This is a genomic window from Nocardia sp. NPDC006982 (assembly GCF_042869435.1).
Lineage (GTDB): Bacteria > Actinomycetota > Actinomycetes > Mycobacteriales > Mycobacteriaceae > Nocardia.
This window is the reverse complement of the sequence record NZ_JBIAFV010000006.1, coordinates 222,336-240,508: the sequence shown is the minus strand read 5'-3', so window position 1 is coordinate 240,508 and position 18,173 is coordinate 222,336. Positions and strand designations below refer to the sequence as shown.

The 18,173-nt window shown below is 64.9% G+C and carries 15 protein-coding genes and 1 pseudogene; 13 read left to right on the top strand and 3 right to left on the bottom strand.

Going from position 1 to position 18,173, the window contains the following annotated elements; translation table 11 throughout:
- Positions 1-213: 213 nt before the first annotated feature.
- The 5 genes and pseudogenes from ACFYOW_RS25210 to ACFYOW_RS25190 form a co-directional block, all read left to right on the top strand.
- Positions 214-1,452, top strand: coding sequence for an SDR family oxidoreductase (locus ACFYOW_RS25210; protein WP_387291788.1), 1,239 nt, complete (start codon positions 214-216; stop codon positions 1,450-1,452).
- A 195-nt stretch (positions 1,453-1,647) separates the two neighbouring features.
- Positions 1,648-2,397 (top strand): phosphatidylserine decarboxylase, encoded by a 750-nt coding sequence (locus ACFYOW_RS25205; protein ID WP_387291786.1) that lies wholly within the window; start codon positions 1,648-1,650, stop codon positions 2,395-2,397.
- Positions 2,394-3,563, top strand: a complete 1,170-nt coding sequence (locus ACFYOW_RS25200; RefSeq protein ID WP_357474370.1) for a hypothetical protein — start codon at positions 2,394-2,396, stop codon at positions 3,561-3,563. The genes ACFYOW_RS25205 and ACFYOW_RS25200 overlap by 4 nt, the downstream gene beginning before the upstream one ends.
- Positions 3,563-5,776, top strand: coding sequence for an MMPL family transporter (locus ACFYOW_RS25195; protein WP_387291784.1), 2,214 nt, complete (start codon positions 3,563-3,565; stop codon positions 5,774-5,776). Before ACFYOW_RS25200 ends, ACFYOW_RS25195 begins: the two co-directional genes overlap by 1 nt.
- 159 nt (positions 5,777-5,935) lie before the next feature.
- A pseudogene (locus ACFYOW_RS25190) lies at positions 5,936-6,223 on the top strand (IS110 family transposase); the annotation flags it as partial.
- Between the two features lie 77 nt (positions 6,224-6,300).
- Here the strand turns inward: ACFYOW_RS25190 and ACFYOW_RS25185 are convergent.
- The 3 genes from ACFYOW_RS25185 to ACFYOW_RS25175 all read right to left on the bottom strand — a co-directional run bounded on the left by ACFYOW_RS25185 (position 6,301) and on the right by ACFYOW_RS25175 (position 10,025).
- Complete coding sequence (locus tag ACFYOW_RS25185; protein ID WP_387291782.1) at positions 6,301-7,194, bottom strand: PDR/VanB family oxidoreductase; 894 nt, start codon at positions 7,192-7,194, stop codon at positions 6,301-6,303.
- A gap of 104 nt (positions 7,195-7,298) precedes the next feature.
- Positions 7,299-8,321 carry an MFS transporter gene (locus ACFYOW_RS25180; protein ID WP_387292401.1) on the bottom strand — a complete coding sequence of 341 codons (1,023 nt, stop codon included), beginning with the start codon at positions 8,319-8,321 and terminating at the stop codon, positions 7,299-7,301.
- Positions 8,322-8,585: 264 nt separating this feature from the next.
- Complete coding sequence (locus tag ACFYOW_RS25175) at positions 8,586-10,025, bottom strand: carotenoid oxygenase family protein (protein WP_387291780.1); 1,440 nt, start codon at positions 10,023-10,025, stop codon at positions 8,586-8,588.
- Positions 10,026-10,242: 217 nt separating this feature from the next.
- On the opposite strand from ACFYOW_RS25175, the gene ACFYOW_RS25170 reads away from it, so the two are divergent.
- The 8 genes from ACFYOW_RS25170 (at position 10,243) to ACFYOW_RS25135 (ending at position 18,124) form a co-directional block, all read left to right on the top strand.
- Positions 10,243-11,478, top strand: a complete 1,236-nt coding sequence (locus ACFYOW_RS25170; protein ID WP_387291778.1) for an aromatic ring-hydroxylating dioxygenase subunit alpha — start codon at positions 10,243-10,245, stop codon at positions 11,476-11,478.
- On the top strand, positions 11,478-11,813 hold the full coding sequence (locus ACFYOW_RS25165) for a hypothetical protein (protein WP_387291776.1): 336 nt from the start codon (positions 11,478-11,480) through the stop codon (positions 11,811-11,813). Before ACFYOW_RS25170 ends, ACFYOW_RS25165 begins: the two co-directional genes overlap by 1 nt.
- 41 nt (positions 11,814-11,854) lie before the next feature.
- Positions 11,855-12,160 carry a hypothetical protein gene (locus ACFYOW_RS25160; RefSeq protein WP_387291774.1) on the top strand — a complete coding sequence of 102 codons (306 nt, stop codon included), beginning with the start codon at positions 11,855-11,857 and terminating at the stop codon, positions 12,158-12,160.
- Positions 12,157-13,392, top strand: coding sequence for a M24 family metallopeptidase (locus ACFYOW_RS25155; RefSeq protein ID WP_387291772.1), 1,236 nt, complete (start codon positions 12,157-12,159; stop codon positions 13,390-13,392). Before ACFYOW_RS25160 ends, ACFYOW_RS25155 begins: the two co-directional genes overlap by 4 nt.
- 188 nt (positions 13,393-13,580) lie before the next feature.
- Positions 13,581-15,002, top strand: a complete 1,422-nt coding sequence (locus tag ACFYOW_RS25150) for an aldehyde dehydrogenase family protein (RefSeq protein WP_387291770.1) — start codon at positions 13,581-13,583, stop codon at positions 15,000-15,002.
- A 54-nt stretch (positions 15,003-15,056) separates the two neighbouring features.
- The gene (locus ACFYOW_RS25145; RefSeq protein ID WP_387291768.1) at positions 15,057-15,551 is read left to right on the top strand and encodes a VOC family protein; all 495 of its coding nucleotides are present in this window, start codon (positions 15,057-15,059) and stop codon (positions 15,549-15,551) included.
- A 24-nt stretch (positions 15,552-15,575) separates the two neighbouring features.
- Positions 15,576-17,267, top strand: coding sequence for a bifunctional 3-(3-hydroxy-phenyl)propionate/3-hydroxycinnamic acid hydroxylase (locus ACFYOW_RS25140; RefSeq protein WP_387291766.1), 1,692 nt, complete (start codon positions 15,576-15,578; stop codon positions 17,265-17,267).
- Positions 17,264-18,124, top strand: coding sequence for a fumarylacetoacetate hydrolase family protein (locus tag ACFYOW_RS25135; RefSeq protein ID WP_387291764.1), 861 nt, complete (start codon positions 17,264-17,266; stop codon positions 18,122-18,124). Before ACFYOW_RS25140 ends, ACFYOW_RS25135 begins: the two co-directional genes overlap by 4 nt.
- The last annotated feature ends 49 nt before the right edge of the window (positions 18,125-18,173 follow it).

Genomic DNA, 18,173 nt, shown 5'->3' with positions numbered 1-18,173 from the left:
GAGCGTTGTGAATCGTCACAGCATGTGGTTTCCCGCCGCGCTACTCATTGACTTGGATTCAATCACCTGCAAGTCTCAGCAGGCGTTGAGACTTTGCTTGCTCACATCACTTCGAGGCCCGGGATTCCAAGCGTCCGACGGTCGGTAGGTCCGACCGTTCGGGCCCGCACTCATGAGCCTCACGCATTGCGACTACTGGAAGAAATGGTGCATATGGACGACAAGCTGGCTTTCGGGGATGAATTGTCGCGGCCGCGGTGGCCGTATTCGGACGCCTTGATTACCGCGGAGAGTCGAGGGTTGCGATTCGGCGGGAAGTATGCCGATGTCGTGGCGCTGAGTACCGGCGACCCTGCGGCGCTGCGGCCCTATATCGACGACGAGACGCGTCGCCGCGTGGCGGCGATGCCGTCGACGCGAAAGCCGAACGCGCTCGTATTCGGTGCCAACGGATTTGTGGGTGCTCACCTGGTCGGTCGGTTGAGCCGGGACCCTTCCATAGACGTCGTCCGGGCCGTCGTGCGACCGCAGGGCGACGAGTCCGCCTACGACCGGTTGCAGCGCACGCTGGCCCATTACGAGATCGACGTCGATATAGCCAAGCTCCGAATTGTGGAGGGGACGCCGACGCAACGGCGTTTCGGGCTGAGTAGTGCGCGGTATCGGGAACTGGCCGAGGAAATCGGCCAAGTATTCAACTGTGCGAGCTCGACCGACTACACCGACAGTTACTTGGAGCTGCGCAACGACTGGTTCCTCAGTCTGCTCCGCATGCTGGAATTTTCTATTACCTCCTGCCGGAAACATGTCACCTATGTCGGCAGTATCGGTTCGCATCTCTATCAAAAGCCCGACGACTTCCGGCGCGGTGACTCGTGGTGGTACTCCGGGTATGCGCAAATGAAGTGGGTGAACGCCACGTTGCTCGGGTGGCTCGCGCGCTCGGACACCTACTCGATTACATTGTGCGAGGCGCCCTATATCCTCGGAAGCACCGATCGAGGCTTGGATCCCGGGCGGGTTTATACGTTCTGGCGGATCATCGAGCTGGCACTCGCGGTCGGTGCGATCTGGGACGGTCCCGGCATGAACTACATCCCCGTAGATGTGATGTGTGAAGTTCTCACTACCAATGCTCTTCAAGAACATCCGCAACCGCGACTGTTGCCGAGCAATCCGCATGGCTATGGTCACGACCTCTACGCGGAGTTGCTCGGGTTGGAATTGGTTACGTGGGATCAATTTGTCGACCGTGTGAGTTCGCGCATTTCACCGAAGTTCGCCGACACCATGTTGTCCGATAATATCGACAAACTGATGCGGCTGGTACACAAGTCAGAAGTGATCTTCCCGCCCGGGTACGACACTTCATGGTGTGACAACCGGCGGCTGTTCAAGCTCTATTTCGAGAAAGCGCAACTGAAGACAGCAGCTCCTCTCGCGCTGGTATGACGTGGAATACGAAAACGAACCGGCATCCGTCCGGCTACGTGAGGTGCTCCGGGACGGCGAACTTGCCAACTTCACGCTCTCGCTCGGCTTCTACGGAGTATGCGCGCTGATCGGTCTGTTGCCGAGGGGCATTCGCGCACGACCGCTGGGTGCATTCGTCAGTTGGTCGGAGCGAGTGGACGAAAGTCGATATTGATGAGCGTACATTCCACACGGGCGATCGCTGCGTCGGTGGTCGCGCTGACCGGCGGATTGGGCGCCGCATTCGTCTATTGGCGCGTGCGGTTCTTCTTCCGCGATCCCGAGCGCACGCCCCCGGCCGATCCGAGGGCTGTCGTCGCCCCAGCCGATGGCGTGGTCACCTACGTCAAACCGATCCAGAGTGGTGCGATTCCGGACGCGGTCAAGAAGGGGCGCACGATCACCCTCACGGAGTTCGCCGGGCTGGCGACGGTATCGGAGGGCTATCTCATCGGGATCTATATGACCGAGTACTCGGTGCACCGAAACCGTGCGCCGATCGCCGGAACCATTTGCTTCCGTCAGCACCGCGCCGCCGCACCGTTCAATCGCTCGATGGCGCGAATGAGCGCCAACCTCATCGCTCGTCAGACCCCCTACGATGACGGCTGCGACTACCTGCTGACCAACGAACGCCTGACGGTCGGCATCCGGCATGCCGGCGGAGCGATAGTCACGGTGACCCAGATAGCGGACCTATGGGTCAACCGGATAGTCGCCCGCGTGAAAACCGGAGACCACGTCACCCGCGGACAGCAGTACGGGATGATCCGCTTCGGTTCCCAGTGCGACGTGTTCCTACCCGATGAACTGGTCGCAGATATCGACGTCCGTCCCGGGCAGTACGTCTTCGCCGGGAAAACCAGGCTGGGCACAGCACGAGTATCAGTCTGCGACGATCGAGTTCACGGGGAGGCGACATGATCACTGTCCACGCAGTGCTGACCCGCCCCGACTGGGACGAATTCCGTGCAATTTCCCGAGGAATCTATCGAGACGACCCGTTCCCGGCGCCCGACGATTCGATCGACATCGACCGCGTCTTGATCCGACCGCCGACATCGGTAGCGGCCACCAGACGGATCCAAGCGTTCGTGGCCCGGGCCCAGGGAATTCCGGTGGGGCGCATCGCGGCGATCCATGATCTGGGGTTTACCGAATACACCGAGGAGAGCATCGGATTCTTCGGATTTTACGAAGCCATCGATCAGCAGGACGTCGCGGACGCATTGCTGGACGCGGCATCCGCCTGGCTTGCCGACCAGAATTTGACCAGCATGTCCGGGCCGTTCAGCCCGTCGATGTTCTACAGCGCCGGTGTCGTTGTCGGCGACGCGCCCGAGCGGCCGTTGGTGGGAATGCCGCACAACCCCGCCTACTACGGCGGACAGTTCGAAAAATGGGGGCTCGTCGGAGTCAAGGACTTCTACAGCTACCAGTTCGACGACCCCTACATCCTGTTCACCAACCCCGCCTTCGCACGTCACCGGCAGATGTATGAGCGGGTGCGTGCCAGGTCCGACGTGACGTTTCGAACGATGAAATACCGAACGATCCGCCGTGACGCGAAGATCGTCGCCGCCTTGTACAACAAGGCATTCGTCGACTTCTGGGGCTATTCACCGTTGTCCGCGGCGGAGTTGTTCGACCTGCTGAAACTCATGCTGCCCATCCTGGACCGCGAGCTTGTCCTGCTCGCGGAATTGGATGGAAAGCCCGTCGGATTCCTGATGGCGATACCCGACGCAAATCAGGCCGCAGCACACGCGGCGCGATTGCCCTTCCGATCGGCTCGGGATCTCGCCACGGTGTGGCACCTCAAGCGGCCTGGTCGGCACAAAATCGTCGACACCGTCCGCGTCGACATGCTTTTCGTCGACCCCGAATGCCCGGATCGGGCGGTAGCACCATTACTGATCATGGAATTGAGTCAACGGATGAAGGACAAGCGTTATCAGAATGTCGAGGCGGCACCGGTTCTCGACGACAGCGCATGGATGAAAGGCTCGTTCCTGACTCGCATCGACAAGGCACCGCACCGGGTGTACCGCATCTATGGTCGTGACCTCGAACCGAATGTCGAGGACTGATGCTCGATACCATCACAGGAGACGACCGCGGCACAGGTTCGCCGCCTTTCGGCTACTACTGGGGCCGCCGCGTCGCCCGCTATCGCTGGTTCGTCGTCGGGGTATGGGCGCTCATTTCGATCGGTTCGGCGTTGTTGTATCCGGTGCTGCAGAACAGCTTGGTGGGTGTCGACTTCTCGGTCCCCGGAACGGAATCGAGTCGCTCCGACGAGCTCGTGACGCGGCATTTCCAATCATTCGGTTCCGAGCAACTGGTCCTCACTTTCACCTCCGCAGTGGTGACCGTCGAGGGTGAATCGTTCCGCTCCGCGGTCGAATCCGTAGTGGCGGCGGTGCGTGCCGACGATCAGGTGGTGGGGGTCATCGCTCCTTATCAACCGCTGGGGTCACAGCTGATCTCCGCGGACAAGACCGCCGCGGTGGCGTTGGTCGGGATCAGCGGAGGGCCGCGTGAGCGAGTGGAGGTGTCCGAACGGCTCCAGCGCCTTCTCGCCGATCGGGTCACCGGCGAAGTGACGGTGGCGCTGACCGGCTATTCACCGATGACAGTGGATCTGACCACGGTGGAATCCGAGGATGCCACGCGTGCGGAGAGTATCGGCCTTCCGATCGCCCTGGCAGTGCTGATCCTCGCTCTCGGTGGGTTGGTCGCGGGTTTCGTGCCCCTGGTGGCCACCGGCCTCGGTCTGCTCGCGGCGTTCGGGTTGTTCGCGTTGATGTCGAACCTCATGAGTTTCGATGCCCTGGTCACCACGGTCTCATCGATGATCGGGCTCGGACTGGGGATCGATTATTCGCTGTTCGTGGTCAGCCGGTTCCGTGAGGAACTCCGCAAATTCGATGTCGAATCACGGCGGGAGCGGGTCGACCACGCGGTCGCAGTGGCAATGGGGACAGCCGGGCATACGATCGCGATCTCCGGTCTGGTGGTGATGATCGCGCTGGGTGCCCTGACCATCGTCGATGTCCCCGCCGTACGCAGCATTTCCCTTGTCGTGGCTGTGACGGTGGTGTGTGTGCTGCTCGTAGCCTGGACGCTACTGCCTGCCGTGCTGGCGATCCTCGGACCGCGGGTGAACTTCCTCGCGCTACCCGTACGATCCCAGCCCTCGGAGTCGACCACCGGACCAGCAGTTACGAGTTGGTGGTCGCGTTGGGCCAGCCATGTCACAGCTCGCGCGTGGCGATACACCGCGCTGGCGACATTGCTGCTGGTGCTGTGCGCGATCCCCCTCGGATCGATTCGCTACGGCGTGGATATCGGAGCGGGCGCGCTCGCCGAGCAGTCCAGCGGACGAGCCGACAAGATCCTGACCGAGAAGTTCGCCCCTGGCACCATCTCGCCGATCACTATCGTCCTGACCGGCCCCCACGATTCCCCTCTTACCGAAACACAATTCCTGCAAGCCGCGCATTTCGCGGATCAGGTGCGAAGCGACCCCCGGGTCGCCTACACCCAAACCCAACAAAAGGACGGCCGCCGACTGCTCGTCGTCATCGCCTCGGTCCCGATCGATTCGAATGCGGCCAATGACCTGATCGGCTCGCTCAGAGACTCCGCCACCCAGCTGGCCGCGAATCAAGGACCTGAGGCGGCGGTGGGCGGAACGACGGCCTTGGTTGTCGATGCATCAGCGGAAATATCGGCGAAAATGCCCTGGGTCATCGCCTTGATCCTCGGCTTCTCGTTCGTCTACCTCGCGGTCGTGCTGCGTAGCATCGTCATCCCCGCCAAGGCAGTATTGATGAACCTGCTGGTCACCGGCGCGGCGCTCGGACTGACGGTCGCGGTGTTCCAGTGGGGATGGGCCTCGGACCTGCTTGGCTTCCACAGCACCGGCTTCATCCAGGTGTACCTGCCCGTCACCGTCTTCGCGGTCGTGTTCGGGCTGTCGATGGACTACGAAGTATTTCTCATCGGCAGAATGCGCGAAGAGTTCCGGCGCACAAGCAACAACGACACCGCGATCGTCGACGGTATCGAGCACACCGCCCGCCCCATCACCGCTGCCGCCGCGATCATGATCGCGGTATTCGCCAGTTTCATCACCGCCGATGTCCTCGAACTCAAACAATTCGGCTTCGCTTTGGCCGTAGCCGTCTTCTTCGACGCGATCGTGGTTCGGATGATGCTGGTACCGGCCATGATGAAGCTGTTCGGGGCACGCAACTGGTGGCCCGGCACCCGCTCGGGCGAGGCAGCGGTGCCGTAAACGAACGTGTGGGCGCGAAGTCTTTGCTCAACTCCCCGTCGCGGTTTGCTGCCCCGGCGGCGAGTCCGGTCGTTCGATCAGGACGCTTTGTTCCGGGCGGTGTATCTCCAAGTGCGGCGTCGCAGTTTCTCGGCGAAAACGGGGTCGTCCCTGGTGGTCCGCACCATGCCACACACATTGCGGCGAGTCGGTGTCGGAAACCCTCACCGAGCTCGGCGTTCTGGTCGGTTTCGACGACGACCTCGCCGGTGAGGCGACTCGCACAGCAACTGCATCCGCGGGCTGCTGACCAGCGTCCACCCCGCCCTCGAACGTGTCCTGGGGCCGCGCGTCGTCCACCCGGCGGCGCTGGAGATCCTGTCGGGCTGCGGCGGACCCGAAGGGATGCGCGCTGCGGGCAGACGCAAACTTCCTGCCATCGCGACCAAGCACGCGCCCCGCGTGGGCGACCACTCGACCCCTCTTGGGTGCGCGAGGGATCGCTCGCGCACGCGATCGACCGGCAGCGCCGCGTCGGGAACGGCCTACAGGTCTAGGGTGAGGCGCGGGGTCTGTGACCGGGAGATGCAGATCATCATGGTCGCGCCGGTGGCTTGCTCCTGCGGGGTCAGGATGCTGTCGCGATGGTCGACATCGCCGGCGAGGACGCGGGTTTCGCAGGTGCCGCATATGCCCTCGGTGCAGTGGTACGGGACGTCCACGCCCGCGGCCAGCAGACCAGACAGGATCGACTCGTCCGCCGCAATGGGCAAGATCCGGCGCGAGCGCGAGAGTTCGACCTCGAAGGCGGCGTTGACGGAGTCGGATGCCACGCGTGCCGTGAAGCGCTCTGTGCGCAGGGACGCCGCGGGAACGATGGACTCGATTGCCTCGAGCAGCGCGGCGGGGCCACAGGCATAGACGAGCTCGCCCGGGCGCAGATCCGCGAGGTAACCGTGCAGATCGAGGAGGCCCTCGTGGAGGAAGATGCGACCGGAACCGTGACGGGACGTCAGCTCCTCGGTGAAGGCCATTGTGCTGTGAGAGCGCCCGCCGTAGAGCAGCGTCCACGGTGCTGGGCAGGCGTAGTCGAGCATGGGGAGAATGGGGGTTATGCCGATGCCGCCTGCTATGAAACGGTAGGCGGGCGCGACTTCGAGGGAAAAGTGATTCCGCGGACCGCGGCCCCGTACCCGTGCTCCGGGTAGGAGAGTCGTGTGAACGAACTCGGATCCGCCGCGGCCGTTCGGTTCGCGCAGAACGGCGATGCGCCAGGAGTGCGAGTCGCCGCCGCACAGGGAGTCCTGGCGCTCGAGACCAGGTGCCAGCTCGATGTCGATGTGGGCACCGGGTTCCCAGCCAGGCAACGGATGGCCCCCGGCGGCACGCAGGACCAGGGATACGACGTCGGCGGCCTCTTTGGCGGCGATCAGCGACAACGAGGTCGATCATGTCGGTCATGGGCGGATCCTTTGTGGGTGTCCGTGGCGGGGCGCCGGAGCGCTGACGGGATCGCGGAAAGTTGGGGTCGTGGATTTCGTCGTCACCTGTCGGAGCGCGGGCGGATATCGTGTGGCACCGGTGTGGTGTGGTCGACCCTGTGGGCTGTCGGTCGGGGAAGGGCCTCGAACACCTCTGGTGTGACGCTGAGGGTCAGCGACCTGCTGTAGCTGTCTGCGATCCACGCACCGAACAACGTCATGACGCCTGTGATGTCCTTGCTGACGGCGCCGACGACCACGACGACGAAGAGCGTGATGAAGGTAGGTGGGTTGATCAGGACGAATGCCGCGGTCGCCCGAACGGTCCGCGCGAGCGAGCCAGGCGTTTCGTGACGGTGGATCGCGGTACCCGCTACAACGAAGAGCGTGATGACCACCCCGGTGTCCAGCACCGTGCCGAAGCCCAGGTAGGCGGGGCCGAATTCCCGGAAGCTCGACCAGGCGATCACGGTCGCTCCGATAAGGCCGATGCTGGTCCAGACGACGACGCGACTGGTCGACGTGGCGCGGCTTCGTCCATCAAGAGCGACGATGGATATGTCGGCGCCGTGGGGCAGCAACCACACGGCCAGGGCGAAGGCGATGCTCCCCACGCCTGCCCCGATAACTGTCATAACACGCCAAGCGCCGTCGACCGCGAGTTCGCCCATGATGGGTGGGGTAACGATTCCTACCACCGGCATTCCGAACAGCGCGATTCCGAACGCCCATTTGTTTTTGGCGGCGGCGTCCTTGGCGAATCCCAGTATCAAGACAATGGCGGCACCCATGCCGATTCCGGCGAGCATTCTGAGAAACCCCAGCTGCCAGGGGGCGGTGGCCAGCGCGCATGCCCCCGACGAGAGTGTCGACCACAGGACCGCGGCGAGTGTGGCCCGCCGACGCCCGAGACGCCGCGCCAGCGGCACGGCGGTGGTGGCGCCTGCCAGCATTCCGAGGAATACCGTGCTCCCGATCAACCCGGCATCGCGCGGGGACAAATGCCACCCGGGCTCGGTGAGCAGGGCCTGGAGAAAGCTTGGGAACACGATGATCTGGAAACTCTGTGCGGCCACCAGAACCACTCCGAGCAGAGCCAGGCTGCGGCTTATCGGGTGTGGGACAGTGCCAGACGACACGACGGGGGCCTCCAGACGAAGTGCAGGAAACGTCGGACCGGCACCGGGTCGCAGTGCAGAGGTTCCTGCGCTCGGACGAGCCCGGCCGAATTCCGATAAAGCTGCAGGGCAGGGTCTGAGTCACGCGATCCTGCAGACGAGTTGCTGAACAGCCCGGACACGGGCCGCCAGGGCGTGTGACCCTGGCGGCTCGTGGCTGCGCCGGGTGGCTCAGGCGCCGAGTATGGCGGCGTCGAGTTCTGCGGCGGTGGCCCAGGTGCCGTGGAATCCCATGGGAACCCGATGGTTGAGCTTGATCCGGGCGATCGGGGCGGCGGTGAAGTCCCGCGCGTCCTGGACGATGACTTCGCTGCGGTCGGCGGCGGGATCCCACCAGATCGAAAGCAGCCAGCCGTCGTCTTCGGTCGTGGCACCGGGACGGGGCACGAATTGGGGTTCGCTGGGGGAGGTCAGTGAACCATCGAGGGTTTGGATCGCGGTCTCGCCGGTGTGGTAGTCGTGTTTGGCCAGGCCATCGGTGAACCAGTCGCCGGCGCCCCGGGTGGTGGCGTAGTAGCCGTACCGGTGTGACAGGCCGGTGCGTTGTTCGTTGATCTGGGGGAATTCGCCGAGGATGTCGGTGGCCTGGCTGTCCTTCATCGTCCCGGTCGCGAGGTCGAGTTCCCAGCGCCAGGGCGTGGCGACCAATTGCTTGAACCACCAGTTCCAGTCCCCGCCCGGCGGCCCTGACTCGATTTCTTGCTTGCTGGGGCCGAAGCGGTCGGTGCGGAGTCCGTCGACGACGATCGTGGTGCCGTCTTGGTAGGCGTTGAGGAAGTGGGTTGGGGCGTAAGCGTCGGGGGCTTCGAACCAGCGCACCGCACCGGTTTTGCGGTGCAGGACAGCCCAGCGGCAGGTGTCCAATGTCTCGGGTTCCCAGACCGTCGAGGGCAGGCCCTGGAAGACATTCTCCATTCGGACCATCGATGGGTTGGCCAGGAAGATCGCGTAGTCGGTGGTGACGGCGTAGTCGTGGACGAAGGTCGGGACACCCAGGTCGACCTGGTGGCGGTCGAGGACTTTGCCCTGTTTGTCGGCCCGGTACCAGGTGACGGTGCCGGCCATGGTGACGAAGAACAGCATGTCGCCGTTGGCGGGATCGATCTTGTAGTGGGCCGTCATGGGTCCGACGACCTCGCCACCGAAGTCGTAGCACTGGCTGGTCGTGGCCAAAGTGTCCGGTCGCAGCTCGTGTGGGGGGGCGGCTTCGCACAGGACCAGCAGGCGGTTGTCGTAGACGGCGACGTGGGTGTTGGCGGGGTTTTTCGGGAATACTCCCTCGGGCAGCGGGGTGTCGCTGCCGTGCATGAAGCTGCCGAAGATCGCCTTGCCCTGCTGGCGCTCGAGCTGTAGTCCGGCGGTCGCCACGTACCGGTTGCGGTAGCTCGCCCTGCCCTCGCGCAGGAAAACAGCGTGGACCATGCCGTCACCGTCGAACCAGTGATACCGGCTCGGATCACTGGGGCGGTACGCCTGACTGGTGCCGACCCGGTAGAGGGCACCGCTCAGCTCGGGTGGCAGCTCCCCCTCGATTTCCAGGTCGAACGCTTCACCTTCCTCATGCCAAGGCGTGTACGGCCCATTGAGAAACAAGTTCGTGGGGTCCCACATGGACACCCTCCTCACTGCCTGCTGTCCTGAAATTCAGGACTTATATTTGTTATTCGGGACTCTATGGCGACGATATAACCACATCTCAAAGAGGTCAACTATCCCTGTCGCGGGCCGTCGATCGCGAAACCTCTCGTCCGCGCACTATTGCCAGGCGCTCGGTTTGGGATTAGTGTCCCTCATGACAGGACATTCATCCTGATATTTGGAGAACCATATGTCTGAAGCTGTTGTCCGTTCTGTATCCCCGCCCAACGGCGAGAGCCCGGCAGCCCCGCCGAATCCGTTCGCCGGCCTGCAGGACGTCGTGTCTGTCAGGGACAAGTTGACGCAGGAGTATCACGACGCAGTCCTCGAGAAGGTCTTCCGTCCGTCGTGGTTCCTCGTCGGAAACGTCAACGACGTGCCGGAGTCGGGTAGCTACTTTGTCCTGGACGTGCCCACGTTCAATACCTCGGTCCTGGTACAGCGAGGTCGAGACGGGGAGGTACGCGCGTTCCACAACGTGTGTCGCCATCGGGGCAAGAAAGTGATCCCCACGGCCTGTGGTTTCGCTGAAGGGGCGTCGCCCGCGCACACCTGCTGGTTCCACGGCTGGTCGTACACCAGCGAGGGAACTCTGCGCTCGGTGCCCGACGAGGAGCAGTTCCGCTCCGTCGACAAGTCCCGCCTCGGGCTGGTACCGATCCACGTCGAGGTCCGGTCCGGATTGATCTATGCCCACTTCGGTGACAACCCCGAGCCGCTGGCCGAATGGCTGGGGGAAGTCGCCGAGGGCTTCGACGGCTACTACAGCGAGATGGAGAAGATCAGCTGCTTCTCCATCGACGTCCGGGCCAACTGGAACATCGCCATGGACTCCTTCTCAGAGGGTTACCACACCGTCTTCCTACATCGGCGAACCCAGCCGAAGCTGGCAGGCAAGAGCAATCCGATGCGGCACAAGCCCGTGATCGACATGTACAGCCGCCACATCCGCACCAGTAATCCGGCCAACCCCGACTACGTCAGCCCACCCGTCGAGGGCGCGCTGTACGGCCTCGGGCGCAAGCTCGCACCGGCGGTCGAGACCGACTTCTCCATGCTGCCGCCGGGGGTGAACCGCACCCACCACAGTCCGTGGTTCTTCGACATCGTGTGGCAATTCCCCAATGTGGCCATCCTCAACGGCTCGCACTGGTACACCGTCGTCACGGTCTGGCCGATCGACCCCAGCCACACCCGCATCGTCTTCGACGGCTACGCCCGAAAGGCCCGGCACGCCGGCGATCGCCTGGCCCAGGCGTACACGCGGGCCGTGAATTACACGGTCTCCAGGGAGGACCTGGCCGCCATGGAGGACGTGCAGCGCGGCCTCGAGTCGGGTGCCATCGACGATGTCTATCTCTCTATGCAGGAGTTCGCGCTGCAGCACCGCTACGGACTCGTCAACGAGCTGATCGGAGATCGGTAATGGAACTCCCCGCTGAATTCGCCGACTTGGAGCCCTTGCTGGGCCGGTGGCGCCTGCGCAACTCACCGGAGCGGATGGCGGCGATGGCCGCCGCCGACATGGCGGAGCTGAGCGAGCTGTGCGACGTCGTGCTCCCTCGCATCGAGGCGGTCGTGCGCCATCTGAACGCCTTCCCCCTCGACGACATGCCGCCGCAGGAGCAGGCCCTCTACGAGCTGGCCATGACCTTCGCCGAGGTCAGCCACCCGGTCGACCTCGGCTGGGCCACACCAGAGGTCAGCGACCTGTTCCCGGGCGACCGGATGAATCTGATCGGTCCCTCCAGTGCGTGGTGAGCACGCGAACCACCCGATCCCGCACAGAGATGGATGCTTCAATGACTGACACCTTCGCCGAACTGACGCAGGTCGGCGCCGACAGTCCGACCGGAGAGTTCTTTCGCCGGGCCAGGCGGCCGATCGCCAGGTCCGAGGAGTTCTACGCCGCGATCGGGGAGCTTCCGGCTACCGTGGACGACCCCCGGGTCAGCCGCCGCCTCATGGCGGGTGGCGGCTACGTCTGCTCGGGCACCGATCGGGTGCGGTACAACCGGGACGTGGCCGAAGCGGTGGGCGCCGATCGCGGCATCCTGGAGCGCGCCGAGGCCGCCGACAGCGAGTCTGCCGACGGGGACCTGGCATGACCGCGAAGAGTTACCCGATGCTGTCCTTGGCCGCCCGGGACCTGCGCTGGCAGCGCACTCGTGTCTTCATGCAGGAGAAGGACATCGAATGCCTGCTCGTCTTCGGCCTCAAGGGCCGTGAACGGTACGAGGGTTACCTTGCCAACGAGGTCCTCGACGGCGTGGTCGTGTTCTTCGCCGACCGCGACCCCGTCCACCTCACCTGGACCCACCACCGGTACACCCGCCGCCTGGCCGCGAACATGCGGGACGTGCACTTCTGGATCGACGACGTTCGCATCGGCCCGTTCGGCCGCGGGGTCGTCGACGCGATCACCGAATCGGGACTGACGTCGAGCCGTATCGGCGTGGTCAGCCTGACCGGGAGCTCGGCAGGGGAAATGGAGGGGCTGATCACCTACATGATGTGGGACTACGTCCTGAAGAACCTGCCCGCCGCCGAATTCGAGGACGTGTCCCTCGCCTTCGCCCAGACGATGCTGCCGAAGACCCAGCAGGAATTGGAACTGGTCCGCTTCTCCGCCCAAGCGGCCGAGGAAGCGTGCCAGACCATGCTGGAGATCACCCGGCCCGGCGTGCGCGAGGCCGAGATCTACGCGGCCATCGTGGAGGTCCTGCACCGCAACTCGTGCGTCACCACCTACCCACACGTCATCATGAGCGTCGGTGCCGACGACCCGGGCTGGGCGCCACCCCACTGGACCTACGCCGGCGGCCCCTCCCGGATAGTTCAGCCCGGTGACCTGGTCCAAGCCGAGATCATGTCCTGCTACGGCGGATTCGAGACGCAGGTTCAGATGTCGGTCGCCGTCGAGCCGGTGCCGCAAGTGCTGCACATGCTTCACGACGTCGCCCTCGACTGCTACGACGCCGGACTCGCGGCCTTGCGTCCAGGAACCGCTTTCCTCGATGCGGCCAGGGCCATGAGTGAACCGCTCCTGAAGGCCGACCTCTACAACATGACGCCCCTCGTGCATAGTCTCGCCCCGGCGGCCTTCGTGGGACATATTGCCCTGAACGCCGTACAGATCCCAGGTCAGGACGCCAACCGGGTGTTCAACACCATCGAGCCGACGCAGGATCTCGAACTCGTCCCCGGTATGACGTTCGCCTTCGAACCCAATGCGTGCACCGGACAACATCGCGTCAACATCGGAGGCACCGTCGTCGTCGGTGAGAGCGAACCGGAGGAGTTCAACACCCTCCCATGTCGCATGAGCATCGTGTCCTGACGGGCGCTCGCCGCCCTTCGCCGTGGCCAGATCGCGTTGATCTAGCTCGTTCTGCTGCGGCATTCCGTCGTTGCCTACGCCCGTCGGGGGTTCGGGACCGGTCGCCGTGTCTGGTTGTACGCCGGGCCGGAACCACCGTCGGGGCAGCCAGGCCGGAATCGCTGTCATCGCACCAACCAGGAGGCACCGTGACCCAGCACAACTATTCGATGACCGTGAACGGAAAGGATGTCCATACCAGTGACACCTTCGGGGTGGAGAACCCCGCCACCGGCCGAGTCTTCGCCCAGGCGCCCGACTGCTCACCGGCCCAACTGGACGATGCGCTGCAGGCGGCCACCGACGCTTTCCCGCGCTGGCGCGAGGACATCGCCACTCGGCGCACCGCGCTGCTCGCCGCGGCCGCGCGCATAGAAGAGGTCGCCGAGGAAATCGCGTCCCTGCTGACCCTCGAGCAGGGCAAGCCGCTGCCCGATGCCCGGTTCGAGCTCCAAGTGGTCGCGCTGAGCCTGCGCAGCACGGCCGCCCTCGACGTGCCACAGCAGGTGATTTCGGACGACGACGCGCAGCGGATCGAGTTGCTGGCCCAGCCGATGGGGGTGGTTGCGTTGATCACTCCCTGGAACTTCCCGTTGGGCCTCGCCGCGCTCAAACTCGCGCCCGCCCTGCTGGCCGGAAACACGGTGGTACTCAAACCTTCTCCCTACACACCCTTGTCGTCCCTCGCGCTCGGAGTCGCCCTCCGCGATGTGTTGCCGCCGGGCGTGTTCAATGTCATCACCGGTCGTGACCCGCTGGGCGCCCGGCTCGTCGTACACCCCGTCCCCCGCAAGGTGTCGTTCACGGGTTCCATCGCCACCGGTAAGCGTGTCGCGATGGCGGCTGTGTCCGACCTCAAGCGCCTCACCCTGGAGCTGGGCGGCAACGATGCGGCCATCCTCCTCGACGACATCGACCTCGACCTGTACGCCGATCACATCTTCTGGGCTGCGTTCGCCAACAACGGGCAGCTATGTGTGGCGATAAAGCGGCTCTACGTCCCACGTGTCCGGTACGCCGAGGTCGTCGACGCCATGGCGGACCGGGCGCGGTCGGTCAAAGTCGCCGACGGGATGTCGCCTGGTGCGCAGCTGGGGCCGCTCGCGACCGCGCCGCAGTTCGCCCGTGTTCAAGAGTTGGTGGCAGAGGCGCTGGCCAATGGGGCCACTGCGGCAGCCGGTGGGCGGCCTCTGGACGGTGACGGCTACTTCTTCGCGCCGACCATTCTGAGGGACCTCGACGCCGGGGTACGGGTCGTCGACGAGGAGCAGTTCGGGCCCGTCCTGCCGGTGATGCCGTACGACGACGTCGAGGACGCGCTGGCCCGGGCCAACGCAACCTGCTACGGGCTGAACGGCTCGGTGTGGAGCGCGGATCCGGAACGGGCCGCGGCGCTCGCCACACGACTGGAATGCGGTACGTCCTGGGTCAACACGCATGGCGCACTGAGGCCCGACGTGCCCATGGGCGGGCACAAGTTGAGCGGGCTGGGCGTGGAGGGCGGACTACCCGGCTTGTTGTCGTTCACTCAGGCCAAGGTGCTCCACATCATGCGCCCTTCGATGACCTGAACACACCCCAAACGTCTATACCCCCAACCACCGACAGCAGCTACGGAGAAAACCATGGCGATCACCGGACTCGGCCACACCGGCTTCTGGGTCGAAGACCTCGAGAAGATGCGCGACTTCTACACACGTGTACTCGGTCTCACCGTGACCGACGAGGATGAGGAACTCGGCATCGTCTTCCTCTCCGCGCGACCCGAGGAGGAGCACCACGAATTGGTGCTGCAGCGCGGCCGGACCGCGCCTGCGGGAGCCAAACTCACCCACCAGGTCTCCTGGCGGGTCGACTCACTCGAGACCGTCATCGAGTTCCACCACCGTTTCCGCGACGAGGGCATTCCTGTCCAGCAGGAAGTGACCCACGGCAACGCCATCGGGATCTACTTCTTCGACCCCGAAGGCAACCGCAACGAGGTCTACCTCCGCGTGGACCGCGACGTGCGCCAGCCCTTCCGTAAGACGCTCAACCTCGATCAGGAGCCCGAGGCTGTCTTCGCCGACGTGGAGCGACTGCTCACCGAGGGGGGTCCTGCATATCAGCCTGTCCAGTAACCCCGTGCCATCGGAGGCCATTTCATGAGCAACGCATCCGGCCCCCCGGCCAGCATGCTCCCCCAGGTGCTGATCGTGGGGGCCGGCCCGACTGGTCTCACCGCGGCCAACCTACTCGGCGCGTACGGAGTGCGCGTCCTGCTCATCGAGCGCAACCCCGGAACCAGCGACGCCGCCAAAGCCATCAGCATCGACGACGAGTCGTTGCGCACGCTGCAGATCGCCGGGCTCGACGGCCCGCTGTCCGAGATCATCGTCCCCGGCACCGGGACCAAGTACTTCGGCGCTGACGGACGCCCGCTCGTCCATGCCCGGGGCCCTGGTGATCTGCGCCACGGCCACCCCTTCAAGAATCCTTTCGCCCAACCCGACCTGGAGCGCCTGCTGCGCACCGCGCTGGGCCGCTACCCCCACGTGCAGACCAGGTTCAGTACCTCGCTGACCGGCCTGTCGCAGGACGCCGACGGAGTGCGCGCCATCCTCACGCCCGCAGCGGGCAGTGACGAACAGGTCATCGTCGCGTACTTGCTCGGCTGCGACGGCGGGCGCAGCACGGTGCGCGAACTGCTCGGTGTCCCGATGGACGGACGCAGCTTTCCGGAGGACGTCTGGCTGGTCGTCGACACTCTCGGCGACCCGCACGATGAACGCTATGGCATGCACCTGGGCGACCCGGCCCGGCCCACCGTGATCGTCCCCGGCCGCGATGGCAGATGCCGTTACGAATTCCGGCTGAGACCGGGGGAGTGCGCGGCAGGCGCGCCGCCGGGCTTCGACCTCGTCCAGCGGCTGCTGTCGCCGCACCGGGAGGTCGACTCCGACCAGGTGGAGCGTGCGGTGGTGTACACCTTTCACGCATTACTCGCCGAGCGGCTGCGTGAGGGGCGGTGCTTCTTGCTCGGCGACGCCGCGCACATGATGCCTCCGTTCGCTGGGCAGGGCCTCAACTCCGGCCTGCGCGACGCCGTCAACCTCTGCTGGAAGATCGCTCACGCACTGGACGGGCGAGCGGGCGAGGCACTGCTCGACACCTACGAGTGTGAGCGCCGCCCACACGCCCGAGCCTCGATCGAGCTCTCGGTGCGGCTCGGCAGGATCGTCATGACCACCGACGTTCGCCGCGCCCGGCTGCGCGACCTGCTCGTCCGGGCGGCTATGCGCACCAAGTCGGGTCGCCGCTATCTCACCGAGATGCGCTACCGCCCGTCTGCTCGGGTGAGCTCGGGCGCCGTCATCCGTTTTGACGGCCGCGCCCACCTGCTGGTTGGTACTCCACTGCCGCAGCCGCGGGTCCTGCACGGGCCGCACACCAAGATGACCCGGCTGGATGATGTCCTCGGCCCGGGCTGGAGCCTGCTCGGGGTCGGGGTGACCGACGCCGACTGGCGCCGCGCCGACCGCGCCGCGCTGCCCGAAGGCATCCGGGTCGAAGTGGTGCTCGGCGACCGCGTTCCGCGTCCCGGCTCTGGCCGTACCGCTGTCGCCGACTACGACGGCCGCCTCGATGCCCTCTTCGGCGAGCTGGCCGGGAGCTTCGTGCTGGTCCGTCCCGATCGCCTGGTGGCGGCCGTCTTCGCCCCTGCCGAGGCCGAACGCGTCAGTGACCGGCTCGGGCGCTTCGTCGTCCCCGTACCCGCCCCAACGTCCGGCGGGGCGGCTGACACGCCGTTCACTGACTATCTTCCTGCCCTCGACCGCAAAGGAATCCGCCCATGAGGCTCAGTACTATTCGCACCGCAAACAACGGCACCGCAGCTGCCCGCCAGCATGGTAGCGAATTCGTTGTGCTGCCCTATGCCGACGTTCGCGCCTTGCTGGCCTCCGGCGAGGACTGGGCGGAACGGGCCACGGCAGTTGACGGGACACGGATTCCGCTGGCGGCCGCATCCCTCGCCCCCTTGGTCCCGCATCCCAACAAGATTATTTGCCTTGGTCTGAACTATGCGAGCCACATCAAGGAGATGGGCCGCCCTACGCCGCAATACCCGACGCTGTTCGCGAAGTACGACGGGTCGCTCATCGGCGCCCACGACGACATCCACATGCCGACGGTCAGTGACGATGTCGACTGGGAGGCCGAACTAGGCGTTGTGATCGGCCGCCCAGCCCGCAACGTACCCGAATCCGATGCGCTGGCTCACGTCGCCGGTTACACGGTCATCAACGACGTCACCGTCCGCGACTGGCAGCACCGCACCCGGGAGTTCCTCTCCGGCAAGACCTTCGAGGCCACCACCCCCGTTGGTCCCGTCCTGGTCACCCCGGACGAACTCCCGCGCGGTGCCGCGGGGCTGAACATCGAATGCAGTGTCGACGGGTCCACCATGCAGAAGTCCAACACGACCGACCTGCTCTTCGGCGTGGCACGCATCATCGCCTACATCAGCACCATCATCACGCTGCTGCCGGGCGACCTGATCGCCACCGGAACCCCCGGCGGTGTCGGAGCGGGCCGCGACCCCAAGGTCTTCCTGCGGCCGGGTCAGCAACTCGTCACCGTCGTCGAGGGTATCGGCGAGCTACGCAATGGCGTGGTCAAGGATCCCGCCGTGACGACGCAGACCATCGGTTAGTTGCCGGTGTAAGTGCGGCGCGGATCGGGGGCGTCGTGGCTGAGAAGCT

Bases quoted from the DNA above. Each gene is read 5' to 3' on its own strand.
- ACFYOW_RS25195 (WP_387291784.1), top strand. From the start codon at position 3,563: ATGCTCGATACCATCACAGGAGACGACCGCGGCACAGGTTCGCCGCCT.
- ACFYOW_RS25135 (WP_387291764.1), top strand. From the start codon at position 17,264: ATGAGGCTCAGTACTATTCGCACCGCAAACAACGGCACCGCAGCTGCC.
- ACFYOW_RS25165 (WP_387291776.1), top strand. From the start codon at position 11,478: ATGGAACTCCCCGCTGAATTCGCCGACTTGGAGCCCTTGCTGGGCCGG.
- ACFYOW_RS25170 (WP_387291778.1), top strand. From the start codon at position 10,243: ATGTCTGAAGCTGTTGTCCGTTCTGTATCCCCGCCCAACGGCGAGAGC.
- ACFYOW_RS25210 (WP_387291788.1), top strand. From the start codon at position 214: ATGGACGACAAGCTGGCTTTCGGGGATGAATTGTCGCGGCCGCGGTGG.
- ACFYOW_RS25160 (WP_387291774.1), top strand. From the start codon at position 11,855: ATGACTGACACCTTCGCCGAACTGACGCAGGTCGGCGCCGACAGTCCG.
- ACFYOW_RS25175 (WP_387291780.1), bottom strand. From the start codon at position 10,025: ATGTGGGACCCCACGAACTTGTTTCTCAATGGGCCGTACACGCCTTGG.
- ACFYOW_RS25200 (WP_357474370.1), top strand. From the start codon at position 2,394: ATGATCACTGTCCACGCAGTGCTGACCCGCCCCGACTGGGACGAATTC.
- ACFYOW_RS25205 (WP_387291786.1), top strand. From the start codon at position 1,648: ATGAGCGTACATTCCACACGGGCGATCGCTGCGTCGGTGGTCGCGCTG.
- ACFYOW_RS25140 (WP_387291766.1), top strand. From the start codon at position 15,576: ATGAGCAACGCATCCGGCCCCCCGGCCAGCATGCTCCCCCAGGTGCTG.
- ACFYOW_RS25145 (WP_387291768.1), top strand. From the start codon at position 15,057: ATGGCGATCACCGGACTCGGCCACACCGGCTTCTGGGTCGAAGACCTC.
- ACFYOW_RS25155 (WP_387291772.1), top strand. From the start codon at position 12,157: ATGACCGCGAAGAGTTACCCGATGCTGTCCTTGGCCGCCCGGGACCTG.